Here is a 15,008-nt window from a genome sequence, read left to right as displayed (position 1 = left end):
TAAGAAATGAAATATTATCTAAAAGAGTTTGCAAAGGCAAATATTGTAGGCTTAACAATATTTATCGTTCACAGTATTATATTGTATGTGCTGGGTAATCCTTGGTATGGAGATGGTGTGATAACCTTTTTCATACAAAACCAAATCTTCTCTGTAGCGCTGTATGCAGTGAACACTATGGTTATAGTGAACTTTAGAAAACGTTTTACAGGCAGTCTGTTGAATTTAAAGGTGCTTACTTATGCGCTAATTGCGCATATTGTTGTGACTTTAATTACTGTTTTTTTGCTTCGATTAATACTTATTACAGGATATTATAAAATATCATTTGATGAGTATATGGCTAGTGAAGGCCTTGAAGATTATATTTTTCCTTTTCTAATAACAGCCGTAGCAACTTCTTCATTTTATGCGGTGAGTCGATGGAAGAATAAGCAGGAGAGTAAGGTAAAGCAGTCTAAAATTATTGCTGGAGCCGCTTCGGCAAAATTTGATGCGCTTAAAAATCAGCTGGATCCACATTTTTTATTCAACAGTTTAAATGTGCTGGCAAGTCTTATTGAGGAAAACCCAAAGCAGGCAACCAAGTTTACCACTTCGCTTTCTAAGGTCTATAGGTATGTGCTAGAGCAAAAGAATAAAGAGCTAGTGCCGCTGGAAGAGGAACTCACTTTTGCCCGTACGTATATGAATCTAATCAAGATGCGTTTTGAAGATAGTATCGTGGTGGAAATCCCAGAAAGTGCCTCACATCAAGAATATAAAGTAGTGCCGCTATCCTTGCAGTTATTACTTGAAAACGCTGTAAAACACAACCAGGTAACGCCTAACAAGAAACTATATATTAAGATTTACGAAGATGGTAATAGGCTCTTTATTGAAAATAACATCCAGGCCAAACAGGTTATTAAGAAGAGTAGTGGTGTAGGCTTGCAAAACATCAAGCAACGTTATAGTTTACTATCCAATAGTGAAGTGCATATACTAGATGATAGTGAGACTTTTCAAGTTGGGATACCGCTATTAACACAAGCAGAGCAAGTGACATTTGAGCCTAGGCAGAGCGAACTCCTTGCAGATAAACGTTACCAGCGTGCAAAGAAGAAGGTAGAAGACCTTAAAGGTTTTTACATTCACTTCACAATTTATGCGGTTATGGTACCTGTGTTTATATACTTTAATGTGCAGTCTACAAGCTTTCCTTGGGCTTTGTTTCCTATACTAGGATGGGGCTGGGGAGTAGCTGGTCATGCATCAGAAGTATTTGGGTGGAGTCCTTTGTTTAACAAGGCGTGGGAGCGTAAAAAGGTAGAAAAGCTTATGGAAGACGAGAACTTTTAATCTAACGACTTACTGCTTGTCATAGTCAGAACGAAAAGAAAAATCCCCTTGAAACGTAGTTTCAAGGGGATTTTTTATGTGAACGTGTAGTGTATTACTTTTTAGTAAGATGCTCTACGTTTTTCTTCATTTGGATTTGAGCACCAGAGTCTTTAGTCTTCATAGCGCGGTATTTAAAGTTTATAAACTCTACTAGAAGCGAGAATGCAATCGTAAAGTATAAATAACCCTTAGGGATAGCTCCTACGCTTGATCCAAAAATTTCTAGGTGTGATAGGTGTGCGCCTTCTGCAATAAGCATAAAACCTATTAAAATTAAGAATGAGAGGCCTAATATCTGTAATGAAGGATGCTTTGCGATAAAGTTTCCTACAGGGTTTGCAAAAAGCATCATGATTCCTACAGAAATGACTACAGCAATCACCATAATGATTAGCGCATCTGTTGGGTTGTCAGAAAGTCCATTAGTCATTCCTACGGCAGTAAGTATAGAGTCAAAAGAGAATACAAGGTTGATTACTGCGATTTGTACAATAGCATTACCTAGTGTGGTAGAGCTCTTCTTTGAGATTTCTTCCTCTTCAAGACCTGTCTCGTCTACTTTTTCATGAATTTCATGCACAGACTTCCATATCAAGAAACATCCTCCCGCTAGTAATATGACAGCTTGCCAACTTATACCTCCACTAATCCAGCTTTGATTAATGTGCCAGAATGGTGCGCTAAGTGCAACTAACCATGAGATACCAAAGAGTAGTGCAATACGCATACCCATTGCAAGGGCTAGACCTATATTAGTCGCTTTCTTACGATCTTTTTGTGGGAGCTTTTCGGCGGCTATGGAGATAAAAATGATGTTGTCAATACCTAATATGATTTCAAGAAAGGTAAGTGTAAGCAGTGCTACCCAAGCATCTGCAGTGGTAAGAATGTCAAACATTAGTCAGTTGTTTTTTTGGCGATGCCACGTTGTTTGTTGGTTTCTCCTACAAGGGAGTATTCAAAGGTATAAAAATCTCCGTCAGTAGCTATGATTTTCATGTGTAGCGCTTTTTCTTCGCTCATGCTACGTGGGTGGAGCTTCTTAACGATGTACTCACAGTCATTAATCCATCGCACAGAAGAGGAGTCTGCTTTGCCTTTAAAGTAATCGATCTCTAGTGTGTCGTTACGTTTAAAAGTTGTTGCTACGAGTTCTCCATCTAGTAATGTTTCAAACGTAAATGTCCCAGTTTTAAAATCTGTACAGTTACGTTCAGGGCTTTCACAGCTTAAAGCGAAAACACTAATTATCACAAAAAAAGCTTTCCATTTATTCTTCATAGGTTACAAAAATACCACAGGAACGTGAGTAATTGAGAGTAAGTCTTAGATATTTTAAAGAAGTAAAATGACTAAAAATTTCTTATCAAAAGTGTACGCGATGTAAGGTGATTTTTGAAGAAGAAGAGTAGGTGAATTTTACATCTCATAACTCTCAAAAGTTCCATCTTCTAAGAAAATAATCACTCTCTTAATGGGTGATTTTGAAGAGGAAAAAGCAGTGATGTTTTTGAGCGTTTTTTGCTCCGTATTTGATGGTGGAGTAGCGCTTGTTTTTGATGCAGATTCTTGAGTATTTTTTGAAGGCACATCAGCCGAAAAAGTAGTGTGGTTTGATGGAGTAGGAGTGGTGGTTTTTGGACTTGATTTTGTTCCATAAAGAAGCCATTGTAATTCCACTTCTGGGAAGGTAGCAACTACGGTCATTACAAAGTCTAAACTGGGCTTATTTCTTCCAGCCATAAGATGAGATATGGTAGCTCTTCCTACGTGTAGTTTTTCTGAAAAAGCAGTTGCGCTCAATTCGTTTGCATCCATGATTTCTTGGAGGCGTTGCGCAAATTTTGTGTTGTTTATGAGTGTTTCCATTTGTATACAGCAAAGATACGTTACAAATGTAAACTATGGATGTTCTTATGTGTAAATAGTTAGTGTAGGTGTGTAATTATATTAAATTAATACTTTAGTTGTGGGTTATTAAAATACTGATTTAAAATAATTAAAGTTTTTATAAAGTACATTTTGTTTAATTGGGAGTAATCTTTCAGTAAAACGTTACTTCTGTATATAAAACGCACTGTTTACAAATGTAAACAGTGCGTTTTAGTGAAGAGTTGTAAAAAAAGTATCTTTGTAGTCCAAAGAATACATATGGAGTTACCTGAGTTATTACAACTGTTTTCCCAATGCCGTGAAGAATCTATTTCTGGCAGATATATATCACCAGATTTTATCACCGATTTTGTCTCTCAATTATCGTCAGATTTTACGATTGATACACTGGGTCATTCGGTAGAAAATAGACCTATTCATTCGGTGGTTTTTGGTGCAGGAAAAGTGAAGATTTTTATATGGTCACAGATGCACGGAAATGAATCTACAACCACAAAATCTATGCTTGATTTTTTCCATTTTTTAAAGCAAAAAAAAGATTCAGATTTTTATAAAAAAGTGATTAAAAATTGCACCTTTTTTATGATCCCAATGCTCAATCCAGATGGCTCAAAAAACTGGACAAGAGTAAATGCAAATGAGGTAGATCTCAATCGCGATGCACAAGATTTGAGTCAGCCAGAATCAAAAATTTTGCGTGGTGTTTTTGATGCTTTTAAACCTGATTATTGTTTCAATCTACATGGGCAAAGAACCATCTATGGTTTTGAAGAAACAGGTAAACCATCTATACTTTCCTTCCTTGCACCTTCGGCAGATGTGGAGAGGAGTTTCACATTTTCGCGAAAGCGATCTGCAAGTATCATTGCTCATATTTTTAAAAATCTCAAAGAAGATCTTGATGGAAATATAGGGTTGTATAATGATGCGTTTAATAATAATTGTGTGGGTGATGCTTTTCAAGAAGCTGGAGTGCCCACTGTGTTATTTGAAGCTGGTCACTATCCAGATGATTATGCTAGAGAGAAAACTCGAGCTTACGTATTTGCTGCAATGTTATATGCGATTGAAGCTTGTAGTGAGACACTAGAGTATGATATAAGTGCTTATAAAGATATTCCTGAGCATAGTGCATGTTATTGTGACGTGCATGTAAAGGATGAGGACCGCAAGCGTGGGATATATTATGTAGAGCGAGTAGAGGATGGGGAGATCGTTTTTGAACCAACAGCCCTTGAGCCAGCGTTGAGTAGCGGTAAGTTTGCTCATGCTTTACTGGATAATGCATCTGCGTTTAAACTTCCTTAATAATTATCGATTTAGTGCCCGTTTTTATGGGTAAAATGGCTGCGACAACGTTATCGTTAAATAGATTAAAATATTACAGAATAATCAGTATTATTCTATTATTTTTGCATTATACTCAAAAGACACAGTTGAATGGCAAAATTTAAATTAGACGAGGTAGATCACCAAATTCTCGATATGCTTATCGAAAATACGAGAACTCCTTTTACAGATATAGCAAAAAAACTTCTTATTTCGGCAGGTACAGTTCACGTACGTGTTAAGAAAATGGAAGAGGCGGGAATCATCACAGGTTCTTCATTAACACTTGATTACGGAAAGTTAGGTTATTCTTTTATCGCTTACGTAGGAGTGTATATTAATAAGACATCACAAACTACATTTGTACTTGAGCGTATCGCCCAAATTCCATTTGTAACTGTGGCTCACGTAACTACAGGAAAGTTTAATATCTTCTGTAAGATACGTGCAAGAGATACGAATCATGCAAAGAACGTAATTTTCTTGCTAGATGATATTGACGGAGTGTACCGTACAGAAACGATGATCTCTCTAGAAGAGAGCATCAATGATAAAAAACGATTAATGCACTCTATCTTTCAAGATCTAGTGTAATTACAATAAGACTTTATTTTACTAAAACCCTTTCTCTGTTGAGAAAGGGTTTTTTGTTACTTTTAGATTTTAAAAACAAACATGATGATAACCACTAGCGCAGTTAAAGAGGGAGAATATAATGAGTATTACAAACAGTATATAGATCAAGTACCTGGCTCGCTAGGTATTGCTCAAGCGCTCGAGAAAGGCATGGAAGATACTAAGAACTTCTTTACATCTCTTTCTGAAAGTGAGTTGTTATTGCGTTATGAAGAAGGGAAGTGGACCCCTAAGGAGGTATTACTGCATCTTATAGACACAGAGCGCATCTTTAGCTATCGCGCATTACGTTTCTCGAGAATGGATAGCACGCCTTTACAAGGTTTTGAGCAAGATGATTTTGTACTATCTAGTGATGCAAACAGTCGTACTGTAGATTCTCTTATTGCCGAGTATATCTCTGTAAGACAGTGTAGTTTATTATTATATGCGTCTATGACAGCGCAGACTATTGCAAACATAGGTACCGCAAGCGGAAGCCCGATGAGTCCTCGCGCAGCTGCATTTATCACAGCTGGTCACGAGCGTCACCACATTAGAATTATTAAGGAGCGCTATCTTTAATTTATAGTGCTAGCCTGGTAATAATCAAATGCTGCGTGGATAAGGTCATTTGAGACTTGCTTGTCTATTACTGGCTTTCCTATACTTTCTAGAAGTACGAAGTTTATTTGCCCATTGGCATTTTTCTTGTCATACTTTAAGTACTCGATGATGGAGGTTATGTCCGCTTTCGCGAAAGCTACCGCATCATACATATCATTAAAGGTTGCAGTAATCTCATCTAGTTCGTCTTGTGATAAACCAGAAAGCGCCACCGAAATGAAGCTTTCCAAAATCATCCCAATTGCAATGGCTTCTCCATGTAGCAAGGTTGTTCTATCCTCAGATGCTAGACAGTACGACTCAATGGCGTGACCTAGCGTGTGCCCATAGTTAAGCGCTTTACGCACATTTTGCTCGCGTGGGTCTTCTATTACAATATCATTTTTAATGATGATGCTCTCGTAGATGAGTTGGCTCAAGTCATCTGTTGTCATGGCACTCAGATCTTTGAGCTTATCCCAATACGTTCTATCTGCCACGAGACCGTGTTTATACATCTCTGCAAGTCCAGAACGTAACTCTTCTGGAGGTAAGGTTGCAAGAAAGCCACCATCTATCAATACCATCTGCGGATTGTTAATTACCCCGATTAAGTTCTTCAATGTACCTAGATCCACACCAGTTTTACCACCTACACTAGCATCTACCATTGAGAGTAAAGAGGTAGGAACGTTTATAAAATCCATACCACGCTTAAAAGTGCTTGCTACAAAACCACCAAGGTCTGTTACAACCCCACCACCTACATTGATAATAAGCCCTTTTCTGTCTGCATCTAGATTTGCCAGTGCATCCCATACTCCAGTACACGTTTCTATAGTCTTGTTGATTTCCCCATGAGGAATCTCAATTATCTCAATAGGAATCTCTGTCGCAAGATTGCCTAAGAAAGGTGCAAGGCAGTGCTCGTGTGTGTGCTCATCTACGATAACGAAGATCTTGCTGTAGTTGCTCTGTAGTAGTAATACATTAAGGGCATCATATCCAGATTCATTAAAAACGATGTCGTAAGAAGCGGCTTGTATGGCAGTCATTATTTTTGAAATTTTAACGGTTGCAAATTACTCACTTTTGAGTAAAAAAAGTTTAAAGTGGGTGTATATTTGTGTAACAAATATATTGATATGCAAACCTCTCTTTTTGAAAATACTGAAACTGCATTTGCTCTTAAATCAGATAGCGAACTAGAACGCGCTTACTTTTTATTTAAAATGATTTCTAAAGAACCACTTGTGCGCATAGGTACAGCGGCTGCCCGTTTTGCACTTGGTGCAAACTTACCTGTAGAAGGTCTTATTCGCTCAACAGTGTTTGATCACTTTTGTGGTGGTGTAAATGAACAAGACTGTATGACCTCTGTAGATAAACTGTATAGTGCAAATGTATGCTCTGTACTAGACTACTCTGTCGAAGGAAAAGAAGAAGCAGCATCTTTTGATGAGTGCATGAATAAGGTGATAGGTCTAGTGAAGTTTGCAGATGAGAAAGAAGCGATGCCTATTGTTGTTTTTAAACCAACGGGTGTTGGTCGTTTTGCTATCTGGCAAAAGCTTACCGAAGGAGAAGAACTAGATGCCAAAGAGCAAGTAGAGTGGGAGCGTATCAAAGAGCGTGTAAACGCAATATGCAAGATTGCTTATGAGCGTGATGTAGAAGTATTGATAGATGGAGAAGAATCATGGATGCAAGGCGCTGCAGATGATCTTGTGGCAGAAATGATGGCACTATACAATAAGGAAAAGCCTATTGTGTATAACACATTACAATGCTACCGTCATGATCGCTTAGATTACTTAAAGAAATTACACCTAGAAGCCCGAGCTCGCGGATTTACAATAGGTATAAAAGTCGTACGTGGGGCATACATGGAGAAAGAGCACAAACGAGCAAAGGAAAAAGGATACCCAACTCCTATATGCGCTACTAAACAAGCAACAGATGAAAACTTTAATGCAACCATGCGTTACATTATTGAAAACCTAAATGACATCTCACTGTTTCTAGGAACTCATAATGAAGATAGCTCTTTACTTGCTGTAAAACTGATGGGAGAAATGGGAATAGCAAAAGAGGACAATAGAGTATGGTTTGGACAGCTTTATGGAATGAGTGACCACATAAGTTTTAACCTCGCTAAGGAAGGCTATAATGTAGCAAAGTACCTTCCATTTGGCCCCGTGAAAGACGTGATGCCCTACTTAATGAGAAGAGCAGAGGAGAATACCTCTGTAGCAGGACAAACTAACCGCGAACTTGAATTACTTAAAGCAGAGAAGAAAAGACGAAGATTATAATTACAAATAGTATCTAAGTGTCATACATAGATGCATACATACAAACATAAAGGTCTAGCATATGCTAGACCTTTTGCTTTTTAAAAATTGCTGGCTGTGAATTATTACATGAGAATTATATATTCTAAGCCACTTTATTAATTCGATACAAATTTCAAACCTACTATAGAGGCAATAAGTGTTGCGATAAAGAACAATCTCCAGAAGGTAGCCGGTTCTTTAAATACAAAAATACCTAGCAATACTGTTCCTACAGCTCCTATACCCGTCCACACAGCATATGCAGTGCCTATAGGTAATACACGAGTCACTTTTACTAGCAAGAGCATACTCACCGTCAAGCAGAGTAAAAAACCAATGTACCAGTAGGTACTCTCAGCTCCCTCCGCTTGTTTTGCTTTCCCTAAACAAGCAGCAAATGCAACTTCAAAAAGCCCAGCAATTATTAATAGTATCCAGTTCATATGATTGGTGTAAAGTGAATTTAAATAACGGTGTTTGCTTCATTGTGTAGAGAAGTAATCTACGTATCAAGCTTTAAGTAAATATAAAAAAAGCCCTATAGATTTTATAGGGCCTCATATGTTAGCTAGCTATTTGTAGCTTTTTATTAATGAGTGTACTCCAACTATCTGCAAGTTGTAGCTCGCCGTTAAGCTGCATATTATCTACGTCATATAATGTGAAGCTTACTTCTCGTTCGGTGGCATTAGATGGGGTAAAAGCTAGTGCTACGCGTTCAGTGATGGTAAGTTGCTCACCACCGCTTTTTACATTTCTATGCGCTTTTACTGTCTGGCAGTTCTTAATAGTGGATAAATCTACAGAGGATGATTGTGCTTGTCCATTACTCTCCTTGTAAAAGAAAATGGCATTTAATTCTTTATCTCTTCCTATCACAAAATCTCCACAAAACTCGTAATCACTTATAGTGTGATTTTGAGCAGTTGCGATATGATTAAGTGCTTGTAGCATTTTATTTTCTTTCTTCTTTTTATTAATCGCCATGATAACAAATGGCACGATGCAAATTGCTACAATGATTGTTCCTACGGTAATACTTCCTAAATCCATGATATTATTTTTTTGATATTGATATACTGGACATTGCAATTATTGCAATGCCTTAAATGTTTTCCAGAAGCAATTACTAGCGCCTGGAAGCAATACAAAAAAAATTACCAGAAATAATGAAAAGGAAAGATGTGATCTGCCTTACGATGATGTATTAAAACATTGATCGAGGTCTTTATGTACTGAGTATACGTACTACTAGCGAGTACATCTGTAGTACGTAATAAAGTTCCACAGCTAGAAACAAAATTCTTGAGACTAGGAACACTAATATTACTCGGCGCCTCTATCACAACTTCAGACTGCGGTAACTCTCCAACAATAATTGCCGAAACAGCAGCAGTTACCTTTTCTGTTGAGGAAGAAGTAGTGATATTCTCATTTAAATTAACAAATGATGTATCCATAGCACTCATTGCAATACTGCAAAGGGCTACTAGAATAAATACACTTATATGTCTAAGAGTTGTGTTCACGCCGCAAATGTAATTTAGTTTTTTATACGGAAGTTCAATTAATAAAACTTTGTGAGTGATTTTAAGAGTTGCCATTCAATATAAATGGGCGTTTAGGAGAAAGTAGCGCTTTTGAAAGAACAGTATGTGATTAGAGAAGCACTATGGGTGATGTTGTTACGCTTTCGCGAAAGCGTATTTAAAATCAATCATAACTAACAAGAGTTGGCATAAATTTAAAACAGCAATGTTGTGTTTTAAGACTAAAATAAATGAGAGACAATAGTAGCCGCAGCGGCTTTACTCCCTTTAAGCGAGGGATGAAAACCATCAGGACCATAGTAATCATTACTATTGTTGGAGTTGTGATACTCTTTCCAAGTCATACCTACGGGAAGTATGATGGCGTTGTTGATAGTTGCGGCATGATGATAATTCTGTATGACAGCGTCTTGGGTGTGGTGATACTGTAATGAGGGCCATACCATAAAGTAAGCAAGTTTGGCATCGTACTTACTGCAGAGAGTGGCAAATTTTTCACCATAAGTAATAAGCATGTCGCGACCTTCTTGTTGTGAAGACGGTCCTTGCTGAATGATGACATAGTCATACTTGCCAGTGGCGATGAGCTGCTGTATGTTGCCATCATTCCAGTGATCTTCAAGTGCATAATTAGGTAATGCAACCATGCGTGTCTTAATTTTTATCCCCTTGGTTTTTGCATACCATTTTACAAGCTTTGGCAAATCATTAGTGTAGGTCAGACTATTGCCTATAAATAAGATGTTTATTGTGGGGTCTTTAATTTCAGGCAGTGTATTACTTGCGCTAGTAGTTGCACTGAAGCATATACAAAGTATGAAGATGAGGTGCCGCATAGAGGTACAATAAAAGTCTATTATTAGAAATCATACTGTGACACTCTAAAGATATCAAGATTTTAGACACTGACCTATACTTGTATCATCCGTTATGAAACAGACGTATAGAAAACTTAACAAGCTTTTATGGCACTAGTAGCGCTATTATTTTTAACATTGTAGCGTGCCAGATGGCTCTACACCTATAATTTCAATACAACATAGCAGTGCTACTATCCATATGATAGAAGACTTGCGATTTAAGAATAGATACTATGGATTATTACATTATTATAGCAGCTTTGATATTTCTTGCAGCCATATTTGGGTTCATAAATGCGCGTTTTCTTAAGTTGCCTACTACCATAGGGCTTATGCTCATAACCATTGTGTACACCTTAGCTGTTTTCGCTTTAAGCTATTTTGATGATACCTTACTCAAAGCCGAAATACAACTCATTAAAGAGATAGACTTTGAGAAAGTCCTTATGGATTATATGCTTAGTTTCCTGCTATTTGCAGGAGCGCTACACACTAATTTTGAACAACTCAAAGTGCAGCGCTGGCCTATACTCGCCTTTGCAACCTTAGGTGTTCTAGTATCCACATTTCTAGTAGGGACACTTGTGTTCTACGTGCTACAGCTACTAGGTATGCAGGTAGACTTTATTTACTGTCTACTTTTTGGGTCTCTTATCTCGCCTACAGATCCTATTGCCGTACTTGGGATTCTTAAAAAAGCCAAAGTGCCTAAAAAACTAGCAACCAAAATCGTGGGAGAATCTCTCTTTAACGATGGGGTAGGAGTCGTGGTGTTTTTGACCATCTTTGGGATTGCAAGTGCAAAAGATAGCCCTGTGACACCGGTAGATATCTTGACGTTGTTTGGTCAAGAAGTACTAGGGGGAATACTGCTAGGGATGATTATAGGGTGGATCACGTATAAAATGATGAAATCTATTGATGATTTTAGTACAGAAGTGATTATCACACTTGCTGCTGTGATGGTGGGTACAGTGCTAGCAACACAGCTGCACCTTTCTGCTCCACTAGCGATGGTAGTTGCCGGATTATTAATAGGGAATGATAGAGTGCGCACAGCCGCAATGTCTGAGACAACAGAGCATTATGTAGATAAATTCTGGGAGCTCATAGACATCTTGCTCAACGCTATCTTATTTGTACTCATAGGGATGGAAATGCTCATTCTCACCTATCAAAATAGTTATTTACTTGCCGGAGTAATCGCCATACCCCTCGTACTCATAAGCAGGTATATATCATTGTGGTTACCTATTAGAGTCTTTAAAGAAAAGCTGGATTTTGTGCCAAAAACAAACCTCATAATGACCTGGGGCGGACTACGAGGCGGGATTTCTATAGCACTAGCTCTCAGTCTCTCTGAAGATATGTACAGAGATATGTTTCTCGTGATGACTTATATTGTCGTGGTATTTTCCATTTTAGTACAAGGACTTACGGTAGAGAAACTTGTAAAAAGGACCTCACTGTCTGACAAAGTGTAAGGGACTGTGACACATAGATATTAGATAGTAATAGCGTATTATAGGGTTACGCTTGACTTTGAGATAATTTTTTAAGAACACTAAGCGCCTTATCTACGTTTTTACTATCTACAAAAATATGATCGTGATAATATCCAGCAATAACATTACAACTTATGTTATGTTTTGCAAGTGCGGTTGCAAAAGCAGCTGTTAAACCTACGGCGTCAAGTGAAGAGTGAATCGTAAGCGTAATCCACGCAGCGATATAATCATATTGCAAGTGAAGTTTATCTGCTTTACCTTTTTCTATCACCACAGTAGTACCTTCGTTCTCTTTAAACTCACAAATGGTATCTGCACGGTCTATGGTACTTATATCTTTTACAGTCGCAAAAACGTATGCTCCTGGTATGTGTTGAGGTGTCATTCCTTTTATAAGCTCAGATAAATTAGTTTTTCCAGACATGTATTGTCATTTAAATTTTAAAAGAATTGGGCTAATGAACGCATATTAGTAAAAATAGCAGATGAAGTTTTTACGCTTTCGCGAAAATATGAATGGGTGATGCTATTTCTGTTTTTTCCAGATAGCGAAATGGAAATCATTGTTTTTGCAACCATTTCCTGATTTCCTTACGTAAAGAAACTTCAGGTTTAGGCAACGGAATTGATTGTCTAGCCTGTTTGCTTTTATTGAATTTTGAGAAAGTAATCTTATGTTTTTTCCAAACTTCTGGATACAGCTCTAAGAACTTATTAAAGAAACTTTGTTCAGTAACACGCCCTTCTACCTTAGATAGTACTTCTTTAAATTTTTCCTCCTGATCTATAAACATGTTGTTATTGCCCTATAATAGGTTAGTGAAATGTGCTTTGTGGTCTTGTTTTAAGATGAAGAGTCGGTCCTTTGGTTTTGGCCTTATCTTTTTCTCCTTTTACTGTTATTCAAAAATCATAGACCATACATAGTCTTTTGTCATTAAAAACATAAAAATTCCAATTCCAATGCTTACGAAAAAAATCCATTTCTTTTTTTGAGCTCTTTGTTCCATATTATAATTGTTTTGAGAGTGTTACCCCCAATTAGTGCCAACAGACCCGTATAGCCTGTCCTGAGCTTGCCTAATGGATACGGTGATGTGATAGGCGTACTCTGTTAGTTGCTAGCAGAGCCGTCTAATCGATTGGCAATAATAATTTTTCAGTTCTGTTATCAGTAAAAATGGATTTCGAGTTTTCAACTAATATTCTAAGGAGCTTATTTATATCAGAACTATCTATATCCGTTATTTGAAATTCAAGTTTTCGTTCACTGTTTATTTTGACTATTAACTTATTATCATTGATATTTATCTTGTCAATTTCATTAAATTTAATCGTTCTATCAGTTATCAAATTAAGCTTAATCACAATTCCTAATCTATTATACTCTACATAATTTTTATACCAAAATCTTTTGCTGAGCATAATAATCAAGATCACAAACCCTAAACTTGTAATCAGTCCATTTTCATAGTTTAAAATTAGTCCGGAACCTACTAATAAACATAACGAGGCTAATATTAAAAGAGTAATTCTAGTCCAATTCCAAGATAAATTTTCAAAGTTTATTTTCTTCATTTTCCTGTTAATGTTTTAATTAATTTATAAGCATATAAAATTGCGATTAATGACATTATTCCGCAAATTAAATATTCCGATTTTGAATAATAACTTATTCCGCCAATCATTCCGAATGCTGTCCACAATAGATTAGTCAAAATTTCAGTTTTATTCAATTTGTTCGTCTTTTCGTGCTGTTCTGTCATATTATTGTCACTAGTCCACCGTATAAAGTGAGAGCGGCTCCCGATAGCTATCGGGATTGCTGGTTTGCTTTAACGTATGGTCTTGTTTGTTTGATCTAAATATACAATGAATTTAGAAATTGTTTGCTGTGCGTAGCGCTTTCAAGATTGTAAGTGATGAATACGCTTTCGCGAAAGCGTAATGCAAGTAATAGAAGAGAGTTAGAATTGGTAAATAAGTCTTTGCGATCATAAAATTAAAAAGATTCTATGATCAAAACTTGCTTGTAAGCTTGTGGTGATCGCAGGCGAAGTAGCCTTGTTTTTAACTTAGTTCTTTGTTAGGCAACGTATTTTATTCTGATTTTGCTTTTCTCTTTTCAGCTTTCCGTTTCCGTTTTTCTTCTTTTTTCTTTTTTTTCAAATATTTGTGATGAGCAATAATTGTTTTATTGTCAAGAATTCCATTTATATCAACTTCATATCCAAGTTTACTTAATTTTTCTTGGTACTTTCTCATTTTGAGTTTATTCTGCTCAATTTTTATAACTTCCTCTTTAGTTTTTTCTTTATTCCTTTCCACTTTTGTTTTTTCGCAATCAACTTCTTTCCATTCAAATTTCTTTTCATAATCAAAGCATCTTTCGTAGCATTTTCCAGCTTTCGGATTTGGTGGCAAATCATAATTTTGTGCCTTCAATTGAGATGTAAAAGTCAATATTATTGTCAGAAGTATTATATTTCTCATTTGTTTTGCGTTTCGTTCGTATATTGTTGCCAACAGGCCACTGCATAAAGTGAGTGCGGCTCCCGATAGCTATTGGGATTGCTGGTTTGATTTGTATTACTGTCTTGTTCGTTTGATCTAAATATACAATCAATTTTGGAGTTGTGTGAGGCGCGCGTAGCGGTTTTAAAGTTATCTTAGAGTGTTGCGCTTTCGCGAAAGCGTAACATTGAAAAGGCGCAAAGTGTGGCTAATTGAGTCTCATCACAAATGTGGCTTATTTTGAGATGAAAAACATGTCTTTTGGTAATCGTTCGTCGCGTTTATAAATAAGAATAGTTGCGGGTTTGTATGCGAGCATTTTTTTCCGCCGACGATACAGCAAAATCTCTTATCATTTTCCTTAGTTAAAAGTGAAAATTACGGTTTTGTAGATTTCAGAAAACATGCAAAAGC

At 36.8% G+C, this 15,008-nt stretch carries 18 protein-coding genes; 6 read left to right on the top strand and 12 right to left on the bottom strand.

The features are described 5' to 3' along the window. The first annotated feature begins 6 nt into the window (after positions 1 to 6). A complete protein-coding gene (locus tag ACJJVW_RS01610) occupies positions 7 to 1,341 on the top strand; it encodes a histidine kinase (RefSeq protein WP_405250533.1) in 1,335 nt (444 codons plus the stop codon). A gap of 94 nt (positions 1,342 to 1,435) precedes the next feature. On the opposite strand, the gene ACJJVW_RS01605 is transcribed toward ACJJVW_RS01610, so the two are convergent. From ACJJVW_RS01605 to ACJJVW_RS01595, 3 genes are all read right to left on the bottom strand, one after another. Next, entirely contained in the window at positions 1,436 to 2,281 is an 846-nt protein-coding gene (locus ACJJVW_RS01605) for a TerC family protein (protein WP_298327182.1), read from the bottom strand. Further along, positions 2,281 to 2,664: a DNA topoisomerase IV gene (locus ACJJVW_RS01600; RefSeq protein WP_405250532.1), complete on the bottom strand. Its 384-nt coding sequence runs from the start codon at positions 2,662 to 2,664 to the stop codon at positions 2,281 to 2,283. The genes ACJJVW_RS01605 and ACJJVW_RS01600 overlap by 1 nt, the downstream gene beginning before the upstream one ends. Before the next feature lie 138 nt (positions 2,665 to 2,802). After that, positions 2,803 to 3,252, bottom strand: coding sequence for a helix-turn-helix domain-containing protein (locus ACJJVW_RS01595; RefSeq protein ID WP_405250531.1), 450 nt, complete (start codon positions 3,250 to 3,252; stop codon positions 2,803 to 2,805). A gap of 282 nt (positions 3,253 to 3,534) precedes the next feature. On the opposite strand from ACJJVW_RS01595, the gene ACJJVW_RS01590 reads away from it, so the two are divergent. From ACJJVW_RS01590 to ACJJVW_RS01580, 3 genes are all read left to right on the top strand, one after another. Continuing rightward, positions 3,535 to 4,584 (top strand): M14 family zinc carboxypeptidase, encoded by a 1,050-nt coding sequence (locus tag ACJJVW_RS01590; RefSeq protein ID WP_405250530.1) that lies wholly within the window; start codon positions 3,535 to 3,537, stop codon positions 4,582 to 4,584. A 132-nt stretch (positions 4,585 to 4,716) separates the two neighbouring features. Next, on the top strand, positions 4,717 to 5,199 hold the full coding sequence (locus ACJJVW_RS01585; RefSeq protein WP_013751723.1) for an Lrp/AsnC family transcriptional regulator: 483 nt from the start codon (positions 4,717 to 4,719) through the stop codon (positions 5,197 to 5,199). Between the two features lie 81 nt (positions 5,200 to 5,280). Further along, positions 5,281 to 5,805, top strand: a complete 525-nt coding sequence (locus tag ACJJVW_RS01580; protein ID WP_339848685.1) for a DinB family protein — start codon at positions 5,281 to 5,283, stop codon at positions 5,803 to 5,805. Here the strand turns inward: ACJJVW_RS01580 and aroB are convergent. Then, positions 5,802 to 6,881, bottom strand: coding sequence for a 3-dehydroquinate synthase (aroB, locus tag ACJJVW_RS01575; protein WP_405250529.1), 1,080 nt, complete (start codon positions 6,879 to 6,881; stop codon positions 5,802 to 5,804). The genes ACJJVW_RS01580 and aroB overlap by 4 nt on opposite strands. Before the next feature lie 90 nt (positions 6,882 to 6,971). On the opposite strand from aroB, the gene ACJJVW_RS01570 reads away from it, so the two are divergent. Further along, complete coding sequence (locus tag ACJJVW_RS01570) at positions 6,972 to 8,141, top strand: proline dehydrogenase family protein (protein WP_298327205.1); 1,170 nt, start codon at positions 6,972 to 6,974, stop codon at positions 8,139 to 8,141. A gap of 137 nt (positions 8,142 to 8,278) precedes the next feature. Here ACJJVW_RS01570 and ACJJVW_RS01565 read toward each other — a convergent pair whose 3' ends face one another. From ACJJVW_RS01565 to ACJJVW_RS01550, 4 genes are all read right to left on the bottom strand, one after another. After that, on the bottom strand, positions 8,279 to 8,605 hold the full coding sequence (locus ACJJVW_RS01565) for a DMT family transporter (RefSeq protein ID WP_405250527.1): 327 nt from the start codon (positions 8,603 to 8,605) through the stop codon (positions 8,279 to 8,281). A gap of 121 nt (positions 8,606 to 8,726) precedes the next feature. Beyond that, a complete protein-coding gene (locus tag ACJJVW_RS01560; RefSeq protein WP_405250526.1) occupies positions 8,727 to 9,215 on the bottom strand; it encodes a hypothetical protein in 489 nt (162 codons plus the stop codon). Positions 9,216 to 9,319: 104 nt separating this feature from the next. After that, positions 9,320 to 9,622 carry a hypothetical protein gene (locus tag ACJJVW_RS01555; protein WP_405250525.1) on the bottom strand — a complete coding sequence of 101 codons (303 nt, stop codon included), beginning with the start codon at positions 9,620 to 9,622 and terminating at the stop codon, positions 9,320 to 9,322. A 311-nt stretch (positions 9,623 to 9,933) separates the two neighbouring features. Beyond that, positions 9,934 to 10,548, bottom strand: a complete 615-nt coding sequence (locus ACJJVW_RS01550) for an SGNH/GDSL hydrolase family protein (RefSeq protein WP_405250524.1) — start codon at positions 10,546 to 10,548, stop codon at positions 9,934 to 9,936. Between the two features lie 257 nt (positions 10,549 to 10,805). Between ACJJVW_RS01550 and ACJJVW_RS01545 the strand changes: the two genes are divergently transcribed. Continuing rightward, the gene (locus ACJJVW_RS01545) at positions 10,806 to 12,056 is read left to right on the top strand and encodes a cation:proton antiporter (protein ID WP_405250523.1); all 1,251 of its coding nucleotides are present in this window, start codon (positions 10,806 to 10,808) and stop codon (positions 12,054 to 12,056) included. Between the two features lie 46 nt (positions 12,057 to 12,102). On the opposite strand, the gene ACJJVW_RS01540 is transcribed toward ACJJVW_RS01545, so the two are convergent. From ACJJVW_RS01540 to ACJJVW_RS01525, 4 genes are all read right to left on the bottom strand, one after another. Next, positions 12,103 to 12,504 (bottom strand): ACT domain-containing protein, encoded by a 402-nt coding sequence (locus ACJJVW_RS01540; RefSeq protein ID WP_405250522.1) that lies wholly within the window; start codon positions 12,502 to 12,504, stop codon positions 12,103 to 12,105. 136 nt (positions 12,505 to 12,640) lie between these two features. After that, a complete protein-coding gene (locus ACJJVW_RS01535) occupies positions 12,641 to 12,874 on the bottom strand; it encodes a hypothetical protein (protein WP_298327223.1) in 234 nt (77 codons plus the stop codon). Positions 12,875 to 13,214: 340 nt separating this feature from the next. Continuing rightward, positions 13,215 to 13,658 carry a hypothetical protein gene (locus ACJJVW_RS01530; protein WP_405250521.1) on the bottom strand — a complete coding sequence of 148 codons (444 nt, stop codon included), beginning with the start codon at positions 13,656 to 13,658 and terminating at the stop codon, positions 13,215 to 13,217. Positions 13,659 to 14,180: 522 nt separating this feature from the next. Then, positions 14,181 to 14,573, bottom strand: coding sequence for a hypothetical protein (locus ACJJVW_RS01525; protein ID WP_405250520.1), 393 nt, complete (start codon positions 14,571 to 14,573; stop codon positions 14,181 to 14,183). Between the last annotated feature and the right edge of the window lie 435 nt (positions 14,574 to 15,008).

Source organism: Dokdonia sp. Asnod3-C12 (assembly GCF_045063975.1).
GTDB lineage: Bacteria > Bacteroidota > Bacteroidia > Flavobacteriales > Flavobacteriaceae > Dokdonia.
The sequence above is the reverse complement of the archived record's forward strand: the minus strand, read 5'-3'. Positions and strand labels throughout refer to the sequence as shown.

What these genes read in the sequence shown, in the direction of transcription:
- ACJJVW_RS01610 (WP_405250533.1), top strand. Translation starts at nt 7, where the DNA reads ATGAAATATTATCTAAAAGAGTTTGCAAAGGCAAATATTGTAGGCTTA.
- ACJJVW_RS01605 (WP_298327182.1), bottom strand. Translation starts at nt 2,281, where the DNA reads ATGTTTGACATTCTTACCACTGCAGATGCTTGGGTAGCACTGCTTACA.
- ACJJVW_RS01600 (WP_405250532.1), bottom strand. Translation starts at nt 2,664, where the DNA reads ATGAAGAATAAATGGAAAGCTTTTTTTGTGATAATTAGTGTTTTCGCT.
- ACJJVW_RS01595 (WP_405250531.1), bottom strand. Translation starts at nt 3,252, where the DNA reads ATGGAAACACTCATAAACAACACAAAATTTGCGCAACGCCTCCAAGAA.
- ACJJVW_RS01590 (WP_405250530.1), top strand. Translation starts at nt 3,535, where the DNA reads ATGGAGTTACCTGAGTTATTACAACTGTTTTCCCAATGCCGTGAAGAA.
- ACJJVW_RS01585 (WP_013751723.1), top strand. Translation starts at nt 4,717, where the DNA reads ATGGCAAAATTTAAATTAGACGAGGTAGATCACCAAATTCTCGATATG.
- ACJJVW_RS01580 (WP_339848685.1), top strand. Translation starts at nt 5,281, where the DNA reads ATGATGATAACCACTAGCGCAGTTAAAGAGGGAGAATATAATGAGTAT.
- aroB (WP_405250529.1), bottom strand. Translation starts at nt 6,881, where the DNA reads ATGACTGCCATACAAGCCGCTTCTTACGACATCGTTTTTAATGAATCT.
- ACJJVW_RS01570 (WP_298327205.1), top strand. Translation starts at nt 6,972, where the DNA reads ATGCAAACCTCTCTTTTTGAAAATACTGAAACTGCATTTGCTCTTAAA.
- ACJJVW_RS01565 (WP_405250527.1), bottom strand. Translation starts at nt 8,605, where the DNA reads ATGAACTGGATACTATTAATAATTGCTGGGCTTTTTGAAGTTGCATTT.
- ACJJVW_RS01560 (WP_405250526.1), bottom strand. Translation starts at nt 9,215, where the DNA reads ATGGATTTAGGAAGTATTACCGTAGGAACAATCATTGTAGCAATTTGC.
- ACJJVW_RS01555 (WP_405250525.1), bottom strand. Translation starts at nt 9,622, where the DNA reads ATGGATACATCATTTGTTAATTTAAATGAGAATATCACTACTTCTTCC.
- ACJJVW_RS01550 (WP_405250524.1), bottom strand. Translation starts at nt 10,548, where the DNA reads ATGCGGCACCTCATCTTCATACTTTGTATATGCTTCAGTGCAACTACT.
- ACJJVW_RS01545 (WP_405250523.1), top strand. Translation starts at nt 10,806, where the DNA reads ATGGATTATTACATTATTATAGCAGCTTTGATATTTCTTGCAGCCATA.
- ACJJVW_RS01540 (WP_405250522.1), bottom strand. Translation starts at nt 12,504, where the DNA reads ATGTCTGGAAAAACTAATTTATCTGAGCTTATAAAAGGAATGACACCT.
- ACJJVW_RS01535 (WP_298327223.1), bottom strand. Translation starts at nt 12,874, where the DNA reads ATGTTTATAGATCAGGAGGAAAAATTTAAAGAAGTACTATCTAAGGTA.
- ACJJVW_RS01530 (WP_405250521.1), bottom strand. Translation starts at nt 13,658, where the DNA reads ATGAAGAAAATAAACTTTGAAAATTTATCTTGGAATTGGACTAGAATT.
- ACJJVW_RS01525 (WP_405250520.1), bottom strand. Translation starts at nt 14,573, where the DNA reads ATGAGAAATATAATACTTCTGACAATAATATTGACTTTTACATCTCAA.